This window comes from Micromonospora sp. NPDC048839, assembly GCF_040649915.1.
GTDB lineage: Bacteria > Actinomycetota > Actinomycetes > Mycobacteriales > Micromonosporaceae > Micromonospora.
In genome coordinates, this window is the sequence record NZ_JBEZGL010000005.1 from 228,727 (window position 1) to 245,248 (window position 16,522).

The following is a 16,522-nucleotide window of genomic DNA, read 5'->3' on the forward strand; positions in this document are numbered from 1 at the left end:
TGCCCGCACGGCAGGCCGGCCGGGTCCTCGCGCTGGCCCGGCACGCCGGGCCGAAGTCCCGACCGTCGCCCAAACTACGGTCGAGGTCGGTCGCCCCGGAGATCGCTATACCTGTGAGTCATAGTTATGACTCACAGGTATAGCGCTCGGGAGCAAGGCACCGCCGGGCGGACGGCCACCAGGGCCGACACCACGCACGACGGCCAGCGCCGCACGACAAGCCAGCGCCGCACGACGGCCAGCGCCGCACGACAAGCCAGCGCCGGTTCTGCTAGGACGTCAGGTGGGCCCGCAGGGTGTGCGCATCGGGGGCGGTGGCGGTCCACAGTGTCGCCGGGCCGCCGGCCAGCGGTAACCGGGCGACGCTGCCCTCGACCGTCGGAGGTTCGGCGGGTCGCGACGGGTCGACCACCAGCAGCGATCCGGTGGCCGGCGCGCCGTCGAGCACCGCCGGTCCGGCCCAGCCGGGTGCCTGTGGCCCCACGGCGAGGGACTGCCGCAGCAGCGGCCGGCCCCCGTAGTCGACCTGGGTGTGCACGACGGCCCCGCCGGGCGCCTCGCCGTACCGGCCGCAGATCAGCTCGTCGCGCCAGCGCAGGCTCGCGCCGGCGGCCAGGTCGATCCGGGATTCGGCGAGGTGCGCGCAGCCGGCCGCCGCGACCAGCTGTTCGGGCAGCCAGTGCAGCGTGGCTCCGGCGTGCACCACCGCCCGCACCGCCATCCGAGACACGGCACCCGGCCGGCCGGGTAGGGCGATCGACGCGGCGACGGTGTGCACCCGGACCGCCGCGCCCGGACCCACCTCGATGTCCAGGCGCAGATCGTCGCCGGCGAGCGGCCCAGCCGCCCCACCGACGAGGTGCACGGTGGCGACACCGCGGTCGGCCGGGGTCTGGCGCAACAGCAGCGGCGTCTCGCCGTGCAGCTCGACCAGGACGGTCCCACCCCGACCGTCGGCCCGAGCGACCAGTCGGGCGGATGCCCGCATCAGACCGCAACGGCCGGCACGGCACGTGGGTGCGCGGTGGCGTGGTGGGCCAGCTCGTGCCGGATCCAGTCGGCGACCGTACTCGCCGTCGTGTCACCGACGATGGACAGGAAGACGGTCGGGAGGTCGCCACGTCGGGCTCGCGCGTCGCGATCCATGACGGCGAGGTCGGCACCCACCATCGGCGCCAGGTCGGTCTTGTTGATCACGAGGAGGTCGGCGGCGGTGACGCCCGGCCCGCCCTTGCGCGGCACCTTGTCCCCTCCCGCCACGTCGACCACGAAGATCTGCCGGTCGACCAGACCCCGGCTGAAGGTCGCGGTCAGGTTGTCCCCGCCGCTCTCCACCAGGACCAGGTCCAACGGGCCGACCGTCTCGGCCAGCTCGTCGATGGCGTCCAGGTTCGCGCCGATGTCGTCGCGGATCGCGGTGTGCGGGCAGCACCCGGTCTCCACCGCGCGGATCCGCGCCGGGTCCAGCACTCCGGCCCGCCGGAGGAAGTCGGCGTCCTCGGTCGTGTAGATGTCGTTGGTCACCACCCCGAGCCGCAACTCGTCGGCGAAGGCACGGCAGAGCGCGGCCACCAGTGCCGTCTTGCCGGATCCGACCGGGCCGCCGATGCCGACCCGCAGGGCACGACCCGCAGGTGTCAGCGGCGGATGAGGGTCCACCCCCGGCTCCGGGTGGGTGTGCGGGACGGTCTCGTCGTGGGGAGCGGTGATCGGCTGCGTGGTCGGATCGACGGCGGGCACAGCGTTCGGCACAACGGTGTCAGGACGCAAAGAGACGCACCTCCCAGGTGGCATGGATTTCGGCATGGATGTCGGCGAGCGGAGCGGCCGCGGCGGGCAGCCGTTCCGGTGGGTCGTCAGCGGCCCGCGCCGCGTCGGCCGCCGTGCGGTCGCAGGAGTCGGCCAGGCCGACCAACAGGGCCTGGACCTGGTATGGGTCGAGGCCGAGCAGGCGTACGCCGGCGCTGGCCGCGCCGGTCAGCGTCCCGTACGCGGCGATCGTGGCGGTGTCGACGCGGGACAGCCCGGCCGCGGCGCAGAGCAGCCCCAGTACCAGCGGTTGGTGTATGCCGCAGGACGTCGCGGGCAGGTCACCGAACGGCGCGTCCGGCCAGATGGCCCGACCCGCGCGCAGTAGCGCTCGACCCTGCCGCCGGGAGATCGTCCGCAACGTCGGCGACGCGGTACGTGCGTCCAGCTCCACGTCGAGCTGGGCCAGCATGTGCGACCGCGCGGCGGACCCGGCGGACGCCGATCCGCCCGCCACGGACGCACCCGCCGCAGACCCGGCCGTCGCGGACCCGCCCGTCACGGACCCGTCGGCGTCGACCACGTCGACGGGACCCGCGGCCTCGACCACGTCGGCGCCCCCCAGCTTCGCCGCCCGGTGTGCGGCCGCCGCGAAGGCCGCCCCGACCAGGCCGGCGGTGGCCAACCGTCCGGCCAGGAACGCGTCCAACGAGGCCAGGTCGGTGACCCGCCCGGCGGCGACGGCCGCTTCCAGGCCGCCGGAGTGCGCGTGCGCCCCGGCCGGGAAGCGTCCGTCGGCCACCAGCAACAGCAGGCTCGGTGTCGCCATCAGAACAGGAAGTACCGCTGGGCCATCGGCAGCCGGGTCACCGGGTCCGGCTCCACCACCTGCCCGTCGATGCGGACCGTGAAGGTGTCCGGGTCCACCTCGATGCGGGGCATCGCGTTGTTCTCCGGCAGGTCGGCCTTGCCCCGCGACCGCACGTCACCTACCGGCACCACCCGGCGTCGCACGTCCAGGCGGAGCCCCGCGTCCAGGGCCGCCGGCGCCACGAAGGCCACGCTGGTGGCGGCCGCCGCCGCCCCGTACGCCCCGAACATCGGCCGCGGCAACATCGGCTGCGGCGTCGGGATGGACGCGTTGGCGTCACCCATCTGGGCGTACGCGATCATGCCGCCCTTGATGACCAGGTGCGGTCGTACGCCGAAGAACGCCGGATCCCAGAGCACCAGATCGGCGAGCTTGCCCGGCTCGACCGAGCCGACCTCGTCCTCCAACCCGTTGGCCATCGCCGCGCAGATGGTGTACTTCGCGACGTACCGTCGGGCTCGGTGATTGTCGGCGGCCCCGTCGCCCGGCAGCGCGCCGACCCGGTCCTTCATCACGTGGGCGCTCTGCCAGGTTCGCATGATCACCTCGCCGACCCGGCCCATCGCCTGCGCGTCGGAGCCGATGATGGAGATCGCGCCGAGGTCGTGCAGCAGGTCCTCGGCGGCCATCGTGGACGGGCGGATGCGGCTCTCGGCGAAGGCCAGGTCCTCCGGCACGGACGGGTTGAGGTGGTGGCAGACCATCAACATGTCCAGGTGCTCGGCGAGCGTGTTGGCGGTGTACGGCCGGGTGGGGTTCGTCGACGACGGCAACACGTTCGGCTCACTCGCCACGGTGATGATGTCCGGTGCGTGCCCGCCGCCGGCGCCCTCGGTGTGGTACGAGTGGATGGCCCGGCCGCCGATCGCCCGCAGGGTGTCGGCCACGAAACCGGCCTCGTTGAGCGTGTCGGTGTGGATCGACACCTGGACCCCGGAGGCGTCCGCCACCCGCAGGCAGGCGTCGATCGCCGCCGGAGTGGTGCCCCAGTCCTCGTGCAGCTTGAAACCGCCCGCGCCGGCCCGCAACTGCTCCCAGAGCGCCTCGGTGGAGACGGTGTTGCCCTTGCCGAGCAGCAACACGTTGACCGGCAGGGTGTCCAGGGCCTCGTGCATCCGGGCCAGGTGCCAGGCGTTCGGCGTGACGGTGGTCGCCCGGGTGCCCTCGGCCGGCCCGGTGCCGCCGCCGACCATCGTGGTGATGCCACTGGCCAACGCCTCGGTGACGATCTGCGGGCAGATGAAGTGCACGTGGGTGTCCACCGCGCCGGCGGTGAGGATCCGCCCGTTGCCGGCGATCACCTCGGTCGCCGGGCCGATGACCAGGTCGGGGTGGACGCCAGGCATGGTGTCCGGGTTGCCGGCCCGACCGAGTGCCACGATCCGTCCGTCGCGCAGCCCCACGTCGGCCTTGACCACTCCCCAGTGGTCGAGTACCACGGCACCGGTGATGACGGTGTCCAGTGCCCCTTCGGCGCGGGTCGCCCGGGACTGCCCCATCGACTCGCGGATCACCTTCCCGCCGCCGAAGACCGCCTCGTCGCCGCCGACGCAGTGGTCGGTCTCCACCTCGATCAGCAGGTTGGTGTCGGCCAGCCGGATCCGGTCACCGGTCGTAGGGCCGTACAGGTCGATGTAGCGGTCCCGCCGCACGGCGCTCACTCCGGGGACCCGTCGGCCGGCGGGTCCAGCGGGCCGGCGCACTCTCCGCGCAGCCCTGGCACGATGCGCGCTCCCCCGAACGGGACGAGGTCGACGCTGCGGCTGATGCCCGGCTCGAAGCGGACCGAGGTCCCCGCCGGCACCCCGAGCCGTTGCCCCCAGGCGGCAGCCCGGTCGAACGCCAGCGCCGGGTTGCACTCGGCGAAGTGGTAGTGCGAACCCACCTGCACCGGTCGGTCGGCGGTGTTCACCACGAGCAGGGTGGTCACCGGGCGACCCGCGTTGATCTCGACTGGGCCGGCGGCCGGCAGGATCTCCCCCGGGATCACGGAATCGGGTGGTGCACCGTCACCAGCTTGGTGCCATCCGGGAACGTCGCCTCCACCTGCACCTCCCTCAGCAGCTCGGGGATGCCGTCCTGGACGTCGTCGCGGCCGAGCACCGTCCGGCCGGCCGACATGAGGTCGACCACCGACCGGCCGTCGCGGGCACCTTCGAGCAGGAACGCGGTGATCAGCGCGACGGCTTCGGGATAGTTGAGGCGCAGGCCGCGCTCGCGGCGGCGGCGGGCGACATCGGCCGCGACGTGGACGAGCAGGCGGTCCTGCTCGTGCGGACTGAGGAACACGGGGCTCTCCCGGTGGGGTAAGCGTGCCCCGCTCGTCGTCGGCTCCGCAGTGAGCCACGCCGGGCAGCAACACACCCGGGATTACGAGCTGGAGTCACACGACCGCCGAGCCGCCGCCGACGGGTCGACCCGGGACTCCACCATCCCGGCCCGAACGACGGGCAACCGGCGGTGTCCGGTCGGATGCGGACCGCACCGCCCACCGCTGAGCAGACCGTAGAGGATCGCCACCGACCGAGGCAACAGTCCGGCACGGATCGCAGGGCATGATCGCCGGATGACGGCGACGAGGGGTACGCGGGCACTGCTCGGTGTTCTGTTCCTGGCGACGGCCACGGTCGGGTCGTGGATCCTCTGGCTGGGCTGGGACACCCGGTACACGGTCGACGAGCAGACCGGCGCGACCAGCGGCCCGTACGAGCCGTGGCAGGTGATCGGTTGTGTGTTGACGCTCGTGCTGCTGGCCGCGCTAGCCGGGACGCGGCTTAGCCCGTGGCTGGTGGCGCCGGTGATGGCCGTGGCGTTCACGGCGGCCTGGTCGTGGCGGGCCGCGTCGACCGACGACAGCGGGTTGTGGGTGGTTGGCGGGACCCTGGTGCTGCTGGGCATGGCGGCCGGCAGCATCGCGGTCAGCTTCCCGGCGCGGCGGTTCGCCCAACGCCGGGCCGGTCGGCCGGGCTAGCCGCGAGCCCACACAGCCGCGGCGAATGCCGCAACGACGACCCACCCACCAGCTCCGGAATGCGCGTGGATCGAGGGATTTGCCGCGACTTTGAGCAAAAGCGCGCGGATCGGAGATCAAAACATGCGCTCTTGCCCTTGATCGACGAGCATGAGCACGATGCGAGAGGCCGATTTCAGACAGTTGGGGAATTAGGCTAGGCATTCAGCATGGTCATTCGGGATTTTTCGGGTTGTGCCCCTTCTTCCAAACTCTGGACCGGCTCACAACAGGCGTCATACCTTCGATACGGAAGCGCCAATATCCTTATCGCCTGTCGGATCAACGACCGCCCGAATCGGCCAGATCCGCCGCGCAGGAGAAGGCAGTCAGAAAGGGACCGACTTATGCCTGATTCCCCGTATCCTAATCCACCCGATCCCGCCGACGCGTCGTTCACCAGGCGCGTACTCCTACGCATCGGCGGCGTGCTCGGCCTGACTGCCGCCGGCATCACCGCGGTCGGTGCCGGCGCGTCAGCGAATGACACCAGTGCGCCGGCTGCCCCGGACGCGCCGGGCGGCTTCGGCGCCCCGCCGGCACCGGGGATCGCCCCCCAGCAGGCGAACCGGGCCCGCACCGGGAGCATTACCAACGTCCGGCCGGGCCAGGCGACGGGGCCCGCGCCCGCCACCGCCTCAGGGGCCCGTCTCGCCCCCAACCACAGCCGCATCATCAACACCCCGCTGAGCCGCCGCCAGGCGCCGTGGACCGTGGAGGGCTGAGCGATGCAGCTGCATTTCCGCAACAGCTACGGCCCGCGGATCTGGGTCGCGATCATGCACTACGACACCGGATGCAACTCCGACGGTTCCTCGTGGGGAACCCGGGGCTGGTGGACCATTGACAACGGCGGCCAAGCGTACGTGCTGAACACGAACAATCGCTACGCCTACTACTATGCCGAGGCCGCCGACGGCACGGTGTGGACCGGCCAGTACGGACCCATCTACGTCCCGCAGACCGCCTTCAGCTGGTGCTCGAATACCGGCAGTACCAACTCGCGGGTCGTCGGGCTCCGCGAGGTCTACATACCCAGCGACAAGCACACGGTCAATCTCGTAGCGTGAGCCGCTGCTCCCGCTCAGGCCCGATCAGGGCTGGTCCGCGAGCCAGAACCCAGTCGGCCGGTCAGTGGGCCGCGGCCGGCTGCGGCGTGGGCATCGCGGCGAACGGCACATCGATGTTCTCCGCCACGCCGGGCGGTCCGTCGGGGTGCCGCCACAGGCCACGGTCGCGCAGGATCGGCAGCACGCCCTCACCGAACCAGTACGCCTCCTCCAGGTGCGGATAGCCGGAGAGGATGAACTCGTCGATGCCGAGGGCGTGGTATTCGGCGATCCGGTCGGCGACCTCGGTGTGGCTGCCGACGAGCGCGGTGCCGGCCCCGCCACGGACCAGCCCGACCCCGGCCCACAGGTTGGGCGCGACCTCCAGGCCGTCGCGGGAGCCGCCGTGCAGGTCGAGCATCCGGCGCTGCCCCTCGGACTCGCTGCGGCGCAGCCCGTCCTGCACGGCCCGGATGTCGGCCTCGGCGATGCCGTCGAGCAGCCGGTGGGCCTGTGCCCAGGCCTGCTCGGCGGTGTCCCGGGCGATCACGTGCAGCCGGATGCCGAAGCGCACCTCTCGCCCGGCGTCGGCGGCCAGCGCCCGGACCCGCGCCAGTTTGGCGGCGACAGGCGCCGGGGGCTCACCCCAGGTCAGGTAGACGTCGCTGTGGCGCACCGCCACCGGAAGCGCGGCGGCGGAGGACCCACCGAAGTAGACAGGCGGGACCGGGTCGGGCAGGCGGTGCAGCCGCGCCTGCTCGACGCGGACGTGGGTGCCGGCGTGGTCGACCGTCTCGCCGCGCCACAGCGCGCGCACCACGTGCAGGAACTCGTCGGCCCGCGCGTACCGGGCGTCCTTGTCCAGGAAGTCACCGTAGGCCCGCTGCTCCGACGACTCGCCGCCGGTGACCACGTTGAGCAGCAGCCGGCCCCGGGACAGCCGTTGGAAGGTCGAGGCCATCTGGGCGGCGAGGGTGGGTGAGGTCAGGCCGGGTCGGAAGGCGACCAGGAACTTGAGCCGCTCGGTCACCTCGGTCAGCATCGCCGTGCTCAGCCAGGCGTCCTCACACCAGGCGCCCGTCGGGGTGAGCGCGCCGACGAAGCCGAGCTGCTCGGCGGTGCGGGCGATCTGTCCCAGGTACGCCACGCTGGCCGGACGGGATCCTCCGGCGGCGCCGGTCGGCACGCCGTGCCCGCCACCGACGATGTCCCGGCTGTCGCCGTTGGTGGGCAGGAACCAGTGGAAGGTGAGGGTCATGGCGGCTCTTTCCTCCAACGGGGACGGACGGCGCACGCGCTGCGGCGGGCACCTCCTGAGGGGTGGGACGATCACGCCGACAGCCTACCCATAAAACCTATCGGGTTAGTAGGCTACTGCCGGCGCCGCCACCTGTCGATGCGCCGCTACCCCCGTATGCCCGACCCGAGGAGCCGCCATGCCCACCCCGTCAACGAGCCGCCCCCCGCGTCACCGCCTCCTGACGGCCGCGCTCACCACCGTGGCGCTGCTCGCCACCGTCGCGGTGAGCGCCTGTGGCGGCTCCGCCGACGCCGGGGAAGGCGGAAGCAAGCTCCGGATCGGGTACCAGCGCTTCGGCGGCCTCAGCCTGGTCAAGGCACGCGGCGCCGCGCCGGACGTGGAGTGGTCGCTGTTCGAGAGTGGCCCGGCGCTCACCGAGGCCCTCAAGGCCGGGTCCGTCGACATCGGACAGGTCGGCGAGGCGCCACCCGTCTTCGCCGCCGCCGGGAAGATCCCGTTCTCCATCATCGGGACCTCGGCGCCGATCCCGCAGGGCGAGGCCGTGCTGGTCAAGGCCGACCGCGGTTACCGCACCTTCGCCGACCTGAAGGGCAAGACGGTGGCGCTGAACAAGGGGTCGAACGTGCACTGGCTGCTGGTCCAGCTCCTCAAGGCGAACAACATGACCTTGAAGGACATCCAGGTCAAGTACCTCAAGCCCGCCGAGGGGCGGCCCGCGTTCGACGGCGGCCAGGTCGACGCCTGGGTGATCTGGGACCCGTACTTCGCGCTGGCCGAGCAGCCGGGGGTCCAGGTGCTCGCGGACGCGACAGGGCTGGCCAGCAACCGCGAGTACGTCCTGGCCGCCCCCGGCGCGGTCGACAAGCGGTCGGACGAGATCCGGGCGTTCCTCCAGCGCTACCGCGAGGTGACCGACTGGGGCATCGCCCACCCCGACGAGCGGGCCAGCACCCTCGCGCCGGAGCTGAAGATCCCGCAGGACGTCACCACCCGCGCCCTGGCCCGCAGCGCCCGGCCCCTCGCCCCGGTGACCCCGGCCATCGGCGACGAGCTCCAGGCGATCACCGACAGCTTCATCGCCCTGGAGCTCATTCCGGGGCCGGTCGACCTGCGATCCCGGGTCGACGACCGGTTCAGCGCGGTCTTCCAGTGAGCCGGACGACGCTCGCCGAGCCTCCCGCCGAGGTCGTGACCGCCGCGCCCGTCACGCCTCGGCGCCCGAGATCGACTCGGCGCTACCGGCGGCTGATCAGCCCGGTGGTCCTGGTCCTGGGCTGGGAGTTGGCCGCCCGGACCGGGTTGCTGGCACCGGAGAAGCTGCCCGCGCCCAGTGACGTCCTGGCCACCGGCTGGCGGCTGACCCGGGACGGGACGCTTCTCGTGCACCTGCTGGACTCGCTCACCCGCGCCGGGGCGGGGCTGCTGATCGGCGGCGTCCTGGCGCTGGTCCTGGGCACGGTGGCGGGACTGCTGCGCCTCGGTGACGACCTGGTCGACCCACCTGTGCAGATGGCCCGCATGCTGCCGCACCTGGGCCTGGTCCCGTTGCTGATCATCTGGGTCGGCATCGGTGAGTCGCTCAAGATCAGCCTGGTGGCCCTGGGCGCGTTCTTCCCCATCTACTTCAACACCTACGCCGGCATCCGGGACATCGACGAACGGCTGGTGGAGGCCGCCCGTACCTGTGGGCTGGGGCAGGCCGCCCGACTGCGGCACGTGGTGCTGCCCGGCGCGCTGCCCTCCCTCTTCCTCGGCCTGCGGCTGGCGATCGGCGCGGCCTGGCTCAGCCTGGTCGTCGGTGAGCAGGTCAACGCCCAGACCGGGATCGGCTTTCTGATGATGGAGGCGCGGGAGTTCAGCCAGACCGACGTGGTGGTGCTCGGCCTGCTCGTCTACGCCCTGCTCGGGCTGATATCCGACCTTGCGTTGCGGGTGCTGGAGAGGAGGATGTTGACATGGCGTCGCGGGCTGCGGGCCACCTGACCGGTACGACGCCGGTGTTGACCGCGCACGCGGTGCACCGGGCGTTCGGGCCGACTGTCGTGTTGGCCGGGGTCGACCTGACCATCGCCCGGGGCGAGGTGGTGGCGCTGTTGGGCGGCAGCGGCTCCGGCAAGAGCACCCTCCTGCGGATTCTCGCCGGGCTCGACGGCGAGGCCAGCGGCGACATCGTCGTGCACGGCACCGCCGCCGTGGTCTTTCAGGAGCACCGGTTGCTGCCCTGGAAACGGGTGGCGCCCAACGTCGGGCTCGGACTGTCCGGCGCGGACACCGCCGGTCGGATCCAGCGCGCGCTGGCCGAGGTCGGGCTCGCCGAACGGGACCGCGCCTGGCCGGCTGAGCTGTCCGGTGGGCAGGCGCAACGGGTGGCCGTCGCGCGGGCACTGGTCCGCGAACCGGACCTGCTGCTGCTCGACGAGCCGTTCGGCGCCCTGGACGCGCTGACCCGACTGCGGATGCAGGTCCTGCTGCGCCGGCTGCGCGCCGAGCACAGCTTCGCCGCCCTGCTGGTCACCCACGACGTGGAGGAGGCGCTGTTGCTCGCCGACCGCATCCTGCTCCTCGACGAGGGCCGCATCGCCGCGGACCTGCCCGTCGACCTGGCCCCCACCCGTACGCCGGACGACCCGGCCTTCGGCGCGCTGCGCCGGCACCTGCTCGACCGACTCGGCGTTCCCACCACCTGACGAGCGGAGATCCGATGACCCGCTGGACCCCCGATCCCACCTTCTACCCCTCCCCTTCGGAGGCGGCGACCGCACCGGCGGAGAAGCTCGCCTACGTGGCGGCCTTCGACCGTACGGCCAGCCGTCCGGACGCCATCGTGGTGCTGGACACCGATCCCGACTCCCCCGCCTACGGCACCGTGGTCGGCTGGACGGACCTGCCGCACCTCGGCGACGAGCTGCACCACTTCGGGTGGAACGCGTGCAGCAGCGCGCTCTGCCCGACCGCCCCGCACCCGCACGTGGAGCGGCGCTACCTGATCGTGCCCGGTCTGCGGTCGTCGCGCATCCACGTGCTCGACACGCAACCCGATCCGCGCCAACCGCAGGTGGTCAAGGTGATCGGGGCGGAGGAGTTGGCGAAGAAGGCCGGCTACTCGCGCCCGCACACCGTGCACTGTGGCCCGGACGGCATCTATCTCTCCGCCCTCGGCGGCGCGGACGGCGCGGAGGGGCCGGGCGGCGTCGCCATCCTCGATCACACCACGTTCGAGGTACGCGGAGCGTGGGAGTCCGACCGGGGTCCGCAGTTCCTGGCGTACGACGTGTGGTGGCACCTCACCCAGGACGTGCTGGTCACCAGCGAGTGGGGCACCCCGTCGATGATCGAGGACGGCATCATCGGTGAGTTGTTGCTGGGCCGACGCTACGGGCACGCGATCCACTTCTGGGATCTCGCGAGGCGTCGACACGTGCAGCGCGTCGACCTGGGCGAGGCGTACCAGATGCCGTTGGAGCTGCGTCCGGCGCACGACCCGACGCAGTCGTACGGGTTCGTCGGGGTGGTGATCAGTGTCGAGGACCTGTCCGCCTCGGTCTGGCTGTGGCACCGGGACGGGGACGGGGACGCCTGGGCGGTCACCAAGGTGATCGACATCCCGGCCGAGCCGGCCGACCCGGCAGATCTGCCCGACCTGCTCAAGCCGTTCGGCGCGGTGCCGCCACTGGTGACCGACATCGACCTGTCGGTCGACGACCGCTTCCTCTACGTCTCCTGCTGGGGCACCGGCGAGCTGCGCCAGTACGACGTCAGCGACCCGCTGCACCCCGTGCAGACCGGCTCGGTGCACCTCGGCGGGATCGTGCGTCGCACCGCACACCCGTCCGCACCGGACGAGCCCCTCGCGGGTGGCCCGCAGATGGTCGAGGTCAGCCGGGACGGCCGGCGGGTCTACGTCAGCAACTCCCTCTACGGCGCGTGGGACGACCAGTTCTACCCCGACGGGGTGGGGGCCTGGCTGGCGAAGCTCGACGTCGACGTGGACGCCGGCGGGCTCACCCCCGACGATCGGTTCTTCCCGCACGGGGAGGAGTTCCGCGGGCTGCGGGTGCACCAGACCCGGTTGCAGGGCGGGGACGCGTCCTCCGACTCGTACTGCTTCCCGTGACCGTCGGCACCTGGGTGACGCTCGTCGCGCTCGGCGCGTTCCACGGTCTGAACCCGGCGATGGGTTGGCTGTTCGCGGTGGCCCGGGGCCTGCAGGAACGCAGCCGGGCGGCCCTGCTGCGGTCGCTGCCGCCGATCGCGGCCGGGCATCTCGCCTCGGTGGGTGTCGTCGCGGCGCTGGTCAGCGCGACCCGGTCGGTGACGGCGAGCACCGCCGTGGCGGTGGTCGGTGGTGTGCTGCTCGTCGGGTTCGGGTTGTGGCGGCTGCTCTCCGAACGGCACTTCCGGTGGGCGGGGATGCGGTTGTCCTCGGCGCAGCTCGCCGGCTGGTCGTTCCTCATGTCGTCGGCGCACGGCGCGGGGCTGATGCTGGTGCCGCTGCTGGTGGCCGCGCCGGTGTCCGGGGGTCATTCCGGGCACCTGGCCGCCGCGCCGGTGGGTGCGCTGTCCGGGCTCGCGGCGGCGGGGGTGCACACCGTGGCCATGCTCGGTACGGCCCTGGCCGTGGCGGTGCTGGTCTACCAGGTGCTCGGGGTCGGGGTGCTGCGTCGGGCGTGGTTCAACGTGGATCGGCTCTGGGCCGGCGTGCTGGTCGCGGCCGGACTGGTGACCCTCATCCGGGCGTGAGATCGACCGTCGTGGACTTCGGCAACCTATGATCTGATGTTTCCGTGACCACTCCCACTCCCACTCCCCTCATGCGTCTGGTGGCCGGTGTCTGGGGGTTCAAGACCCTCGCGGTCGGCGTCGAGCTCGGCCTGTTCACCCGGTTGGCCGGCGGGCGGACGATGACCGTCGACGAGGTCGCCGCCGAGTTCGGGCTGCCCGACCGGCCCGCGGACCTGTTCCTGGCCGCCACCGCCTCGCTCGGCCTGTTGGAGAAGGCCGGCGACGGCTACCGCAACACCGAGTTGTCCGAGCAGTTCCTGGTCGAAGGCCGCCCGTACTACTTCGGCGCGCAGGTGCGCTACTCGGACCTGCGCACCTACCTGCCCTGGCACCGCATCGGCGAGGCCCTGCGCACGGATCGGCCGTTGACCTGGGACCCGGAGTCCCAGCAGTCGATGTTCGACACCGAGGACCCGGCGATGCTGGCGCAGTTCTGGGACGCGATGTTCTCCACGTCCAGCTTCACCGCCAGCGCGTTGGCCGACGCGTACGACTTCTCCGCGCACCACCGGTTGCTCGACGTGGGCGGCGGTGCGGGGGCGTTCCCGATCGAGTTCTGCCGCCGCCTGCCCGACCTGCGGGCGACGGTGCTGGACCTGCCGCACGTCTGCGTACGGGCGCGGGAGCGGATCGCGGAGGCCGGTCTGACCGGGCGGATCGACGCGGTCGCCGGGGACTTCCTCGTCGACCCGGCGCTGCCGGGCGGGCACGACGTCATCCTGCTCAGCATGATCCTGCACGACTGGGACGAGCCCACCAACCGGGCGCTGCTGGCCCGGTGCCACGCGGCGCTGCCGCCCGGTGGGGCGATCGTCGTGTGTGAGCTGCTGCTCAACGACGAGCGCACCGGTCCGCCGGAGGCGGCGCTGATGGGCATGAACATGCTTGTCGAGACCGAGGGCGGCCGGAACTACTCGGGCGCGGAGTACACGGCCTGGCTCGCCGACGCCGGTTTCGTCGACGTGCGTACCGTGCCGTTCGACGCCCCCGGCGCCAACGGCGCGGTGGTGGCCCGCCGGCCCTGACCGACGGCGGCACCCGGCCCCGGTGCGAACCGTGGGCCGGGTGCCGCGGCGCCGCATGGCGCTGGCGTCCGATCGGCTACCGGTACGGGTCAGGCGCGAGCCTTGGCCGGCTGCTTCATGAAGTCCATGATCGCCTTGTTGACGTCCTCGGCGTGGGTCCACGGGATGCCGTGCGGCGCGCCCTTGAGCGTGATGAGCTTGCCGGTCGGCATCATCGGCCCGAGCCGCTGGCCGGTCACCGGATAGGGCAACACCCGGTCCTGGTCACCCTGCACGATCAGCAGTGGCACGTCGACCTTCGGCAGGTCCGGGCGGAAGTCCTCCTGCCAGGCGTCCACACTGTCATGGGTGCCCTTGGCGGAGGCCATCGCGCCGATCTGCCAGTGCGCCCGGTACGCCTCCTCGCTGACCCGCTTGCCCATGTTCTGGTCCGGGTTGAAGAACGCGTCGCAGAACGACGTCAGGTACGCGAAGCGGTCCTTGATGATGGCGTCCTGGAACCCCTTGAAGAGACTCCGGTCGACACCCTCCGGGTTGTCGGAGGCCTTGGCCAGCATGGGTTGCAGCGGGCTGAGCACCACAGCTCGGCTCACCCGCTGGGAGCCGTAGTTGCCCAGGTAGCGGATGACCTCGCCGGTGCCCATCGAGTGACCCACCAGGGTCACGTCGCTCAGGTTCAGCTCCGTCATCAACACGTCCAGGTCCGCCGCGAACGTGTTGTAGTCGTACCCGAACGTCGGCTGGGCCGAGTTGCCGTATCCGCGTCGATCGTAGGTGATCGTCCGGTATCCGGCGTTGAGCAACTGGTTGGTCACCTTCTCCCAGGTTGCTCCGTTGAACGGGAAGCCGTGGATCAGCACCACCGGCTTACCGGAACCGTGATCCTCGTAGTACAGGTCGATGGGCGCGGAGTTTTCCGTTCCCACGGTGATGAAAGGCATGTTTGTCTCCTGCTCCGGTCTCGGGCTGTCGGACGTCGCGGCTTTCCCGCCGACTCGGCGGATATGCCGGCGACGGGAATCGCCCAGGAACGCCGGGAGGGCCTGTTCCGATCGGGCCGCGACGCCTAGCCTCGAAGGGGTGAGCCCATCTCCGCGGCTGCGGGCCGTCAGCGACCTGCACATCGCCCACCCGGAGAACCGCTCGTTCGTCCAGGAGCTACACCCGGACCACGACGGCGACTGGTTGCTCGTCGCCGGTGACGTGGCCGAACGGTACGACGACATCGAGTGGGCACTGGCGCTGCTGAGCACCCGGTTCGCGAAGGTTGTCTGGGCGCCGGGCAACCACGAGTTGTGGACGCCACCCAACGACCCGGTGCAGCTCCGCGGCGTGGCGCGCTACGAGGCACTGGTCCGGATGTGCCGTGGGCTGGGCGTCGTCACCCCCGAGGATCCGTACCCGGTCTGGGACGGCGTGGGCGGCCCGGCCACGATCGCCCCCCTCTTCGTGCTCTACGACTACACGTTCCGGATGCCCGGGGCGAGCACCAAGCAGGAGTCACTGGACCTGGCGTACAAGGCCGGGGTGGTGTGCACGGACGAGGCGCTGCTGCACCCCGACCCGTACCCGAGCCGGGAGGCGTGGTGCGACGCCCGGATCACCGAGACCGAGCGCCGGTTGGCCGCACTCGACCCGTCCCTGCCGACCGTGCTCGTCAACCACTACCCGCTGGTGCGCGAGCCGACCGACGTGCTGTGGTACCCGGAGTTCGCCCAGTGGTGCGGCACCGTCCGCACCCGCGACTGGCACCTGCGCTTCGGTGCGGCCACGATGGTCTACGGGCACCTGCACATCCCCCGCACCACGCACCACGACGGGGTGCGGTTCGAGGAGGTCTCGCTGGGCTACCCGCGCGAGTGGCGGCGACGCGGGTCGGTGCCCGATCCGGTGCGCACCATCAACCCCGCGGAGGACTTCCGCCAGCGCGCGTCGGTCAACGGGTAGGACCGACCACCGTCGGCGTCGCGCCAGCCGGCGCGACCCAAGATCGACTCGGCTTTCTTGAAACCGGGGTGTCCGAGCCGCTGGGACACCGCGAGTTTGCCAAAACCGAGTCGATCATCAGCGCTTTCCCAACAGTCGGGAGGCTGACCCGGCTACTCACGGCCGGGTGAGGCCGACCAACGTCGCCAGTCGCGTCCGCCGGCCGCTGCCGGCCTGGCGCGGGCGACATCTGCGATGAGGGTACGTGCCAATGGCCGACGCCGGACCTCGGCGGGCGCGACACCGTCCGCGTCGACCATGGCGCGTGGCTGCACCACGCAGGTCACCCAGTTGCAGGTACGCCCGCGCGGCGTCGAGCAGGTAGGCACCCCGATGCTCGGCCGGCAGCCGACGGCCAATTCACCCTGCGCCAGGCGGTGATCAGCCCTACCTGTGGCGTCGAGCTAACAGCCCCCTTTCAGGAGATGACTCCTGAGGAACGCGACGACCTCGCGTCCCGCTTTCTGTTGCTCGATGACAGCGGCTCCTGCGCGTTCGTGGTGTCGCCAGGCGACAACCCGACCAACCTGGCCAAGCACTGGCCGTGGTAGCCACACCGGCCTGCGCCGGCCGCACTCGCCTTGCCCCGTTGATCATGAGGTTGACGGCCGATTCGATCTCCACGGGGTCCGCCAACCTCATGATCGCCGGGGCGGGGACCAGCAACGACGAGGTCATCCGGTACGCCTGCACCAGCGACCCCGGCGACCGCGCGCCCTGGACGACGGGCCGGTCATCGGGGTCGGGGCCTTGCGGTGACCGCCTGGCTGGAAGCATCGACGGATGAGG

Annotated in this window: 19 protein-coding genes; 11 read left to right on the forward strand and 8 right to left on the reverse strand. The window is 71.6% G+C overall.

Going from position 1 to position 16,522, the window contains the following annotated elements; genetic code table 11:
• Positions 1 to 271 precede the first annotated feature (271 nt).
• From AB0C25_RS12300 to AB0C25_RS12325, 6 genes are read right to left on the reverse strand one after another with little or no spacing between them, the layout of a single operon-like run.
• A complete protein-coding gene (locus tag AB0C25_RS12300; protein ID WP_357372393.1) occupies positions 272 to 988 on the reverse strand; it encodes an urease accessory protein UreD in 717 nt (238 codons plus the stop codon).
• Complete coding sequence (gene ureG, locus AB0C25_RS12305; RefSeq protein WP_357372394.1) at positions 988 to 1,770, reverse strand: urease accessory protein UreG; 783 nt, start codon at positions 1,768 to 1,770, stop codon at positions 988 to 990. Before ureG ends, AB0C25_RS12300 begins: the two co-directional genes overlap by 1 nt.
• Entirely contained in the window at positions 1,760 to 2,578 is an 819-nt protein-coding gene (locus tag AB0C25_RS12310; protein ID WP_357372396.1) for an urease accessory UreF family protein, read from the reverse strand. The genes ureG and AB0C25_RS12310 overlap by 11 nt, the downstream gene beginning before the upstream one ends.
• Positions 2,578 to 4,281 carry an urease subunit alpha gene (locus AB0C25_RS12315; protein ID WP_357372398.1) on the reverse strand — a complete coding sequence of 568 codons (1,704 nt, stop codon included), beginning with the start codon at positions 4,279 to 4,281 and terminating at the stop codon, positions 2,578 to 2,580. Before AB0C25_RS12315 ends, AB0C25_RS12310 begins: the two co-directional genes overlap by 1 nt.
• Complete coding sequence (locus AB0C25_RS12320) at positions 4,278 to 4,610, reverse strand: urease subunit beta (RefSeq protein ID WP_357372400.1); 333 nt, start codon at positions 4,608 to 4,610, stop codon at positions 4,278 to 4,280. The genes AB0C25_RS12315 and AB0C25_RS12320 overlap by 4 nt, the downstream gene beginning before the upstream one ends.
• Complete coding sequence (locus AB0C25_RS12325; protein WP_355389727.1) at positions 4,607 to 4,909, reverse strand: urease subunit gamma; 303 nt, start codon at positions 4,907 to 4,909, stop codon at positions 4,607 to 4,609. The genes AB0C25_RS12320 and AB0C25_RS12325 overlap by 4 nt, the downstream gene beginning before the upstream one ends.
• A gap of 277 nt (positions 4,910 to 5,186) precedes the next feature.
• On the opposite strand from AB0C25_RS12325, the gene AB0C25_RS12330 reads away from it, so the two are divergent.
• From AB0C25_RS12330 to AB0C25_RS12340, 3 genes are all read left to right on the forward strand, one after another.
• Positions 5,187 to 5,591: a hypothetical protein gene (locus AB0C25_RS12330; protein ID WP_357372402.1), complete on the forward strand. Its 405-nt coding sequence runs from the start codon at positions 5,187 to 5,189 to the stop codon at positions 5,589 to 5,591.
• A gap of 386 nt (positions 5,592 to 5,977) precedes the next feature.
• Positions 5,978 to 6,355, forward strand: coding sequence for a hypothetical protein (locus AB0C25_RS12335; RefSeq protein ID WP_357372404.1), 378 nt, complete (start codon positions 5,978 to 5,980; stop codon positions 6,353 to 6,355).
• Positions 6,356 to 6,358: 3 nt separating this feature from the next.
• The gene (locus AB0C25_RS12340) at positions 6,359 to 6,700 is read left to right on the forward strand and encodes a DUF1036 domain-containing protein (protein ID WP_357372406.1); all 342 of its coding nucleotides are present in this window, start codon (positions 6,359 to 6,361) and stop codon (positions 6,698 to 6,700) included.
• 61 nt (positions 6,701 to 6,761) lie between these two features.
• Here the strand turns inward: AB0C25_RS12340 and AB0C25_RS12345 are convergent, their stop codons facing one another.
• A complete protein-coding gene (locus AB0C25_RS12345; RefSeq protein WP_357372408.1) occupies positions 6,762 to 7,937 on the reverse strand; it encodes an LLM class flavin-dependent oxidoreductase in 1,176 nt (391 codons plus the stop codon).
• A gap of 178 nt (positions 7,938 to 8,115) precedes the next feature.
• On the opposite strand from AB0C25_RS12345, the gene AB0C25_RS12350 reads away from it, so the two are divergent.
• From AB0C25_RS12350 to AB0C25_RS12375, 6 genes are all read left to right on the forward strand, one after another.
• Positions 8,116 to 9,093, forward strand: coding sequence for an aliphatic sulfonate ABC transporter substrate-binding protein (locus AB0C25_RS12350; protein ID WP_357372410.1), 978 nt, complete (start codon positions 8,116 to 8,118; stop codon positions 9,091 to 9,093).
• Positions 9,090 to 9,923: an ABC transporter permease subunit gene (locus AB0C25_RS12355; protein ID WP_357372412.1), complete on the forward strand. Its 834-nt coding sequence runs from the start codon at positions 9,090 to 9,092 to the stop codon at positions 9,921 to 9,923. Before AB0C25_RS12350 ends, AB0C25_RS12355 begins: the two co-directional genes overlap by 4 nt.
• A complete protein-coding gene (locus tag AB0C25_RS12360; RefSeq protein ID WP_357372414.1) occupies positions 9,896 to 10,627 on the forward strand; it encodes an ABC transporter ATP-binding protein in 732 nt (243 codons plus the stop codon). The genes AB0C25_RS12355 and AB0C25_RS12360 overlap by 28 nt, the downstream gene beginning before the upstream one ends.
• A gap of 14 nt (positions 10,628 to 10,641) precedes the next feature.
• Complete coding sequence (locus tag AB0C25_RS12365; protein WP_357372416.1) at positions 10,642 to 12,054, forward strand: selenium-binding family protein; 1,413 nt, start codon at positions 10,642 to 10,644, stop codon at positions 12,052 to 12,054.
• Positions 12,051 to 12,680 (forward strand): hypothetical protein, encoded by a 630-nt coding sequence (locus AB0C25_RS12370; RefSeq protein ID WP_357372418.1) that lies wholly within the window; start codon positions 12,051 to 12,053, stop codon positions 12,678 to 12,680. Before AB0C25_RS12365 ends, AB0C25_RS12370 begins: the two co-directional genes overlap by 4 nt.
• A 71-nt stretch (positions 12,681 to 12,751) precedes the next feature.
• Positions 12,752 to 13,747, forward strand: coding sequence for a methyltransferase (locus AB0C25_RS12375; protein ID WP_357372738.1), 996 nt, complete (start codon positions 12,752 to 12,754; stop codon positions 13,745 to 13,747).
• Positions 13,748 to 13,836: 89 nt separating this feature from the next.
• Here the strand turns inward: AB0C25_RS12375 and AB0C25_RS12380 are convergent, their stop codons facing one another.
• Positions 13,837 to 14,688: an alpha/beta hydrolase gene (locus tag AB0C25_RS12380; RefSeq protein WP_357372420.1), complete on the reverse strand. Its 852-nt coding sequence runs from the start codon at positions 14,686 to 14,688 to the stop codon at positions 13,837 to 13,839.
• A gap of 139 nt (positions 14,689 to 14,827) precedes the next feature.
• Between AB0C25_RS12380 and AB0C25_RS12385 the strand changes: the two genes are divergently transcribed.
• Both AB0C25_RS12385 and AB0C25_RS12390 read left to right on the forward strand, forming a co-directional pair.
• Complete coding sequence (locus tag AB0C25_RS12385) at positions 14,828 to 15,694, forward strand: metallophosphoesterase (protein ID WP_357372422.1); 867 nt, start codon at positions 14,828 to 14,830, stop codon at positions 15,692 to 15,694.
• Between the two features lie 464 nt (positions 15,695 to 16,158).
• Complete coding sequence (locus AB0C25_RS12390) at positions 16,159 to 16,284, forward strand: hypothetical protein (protein ID WP_357372424.1); 126 nt, start codon at positions 16,159 to 16,161, stop codon at positions 16,282 to 16,284.
• Positions 16,285 to 16,522 lie beyond the last annotated feature (238 nt).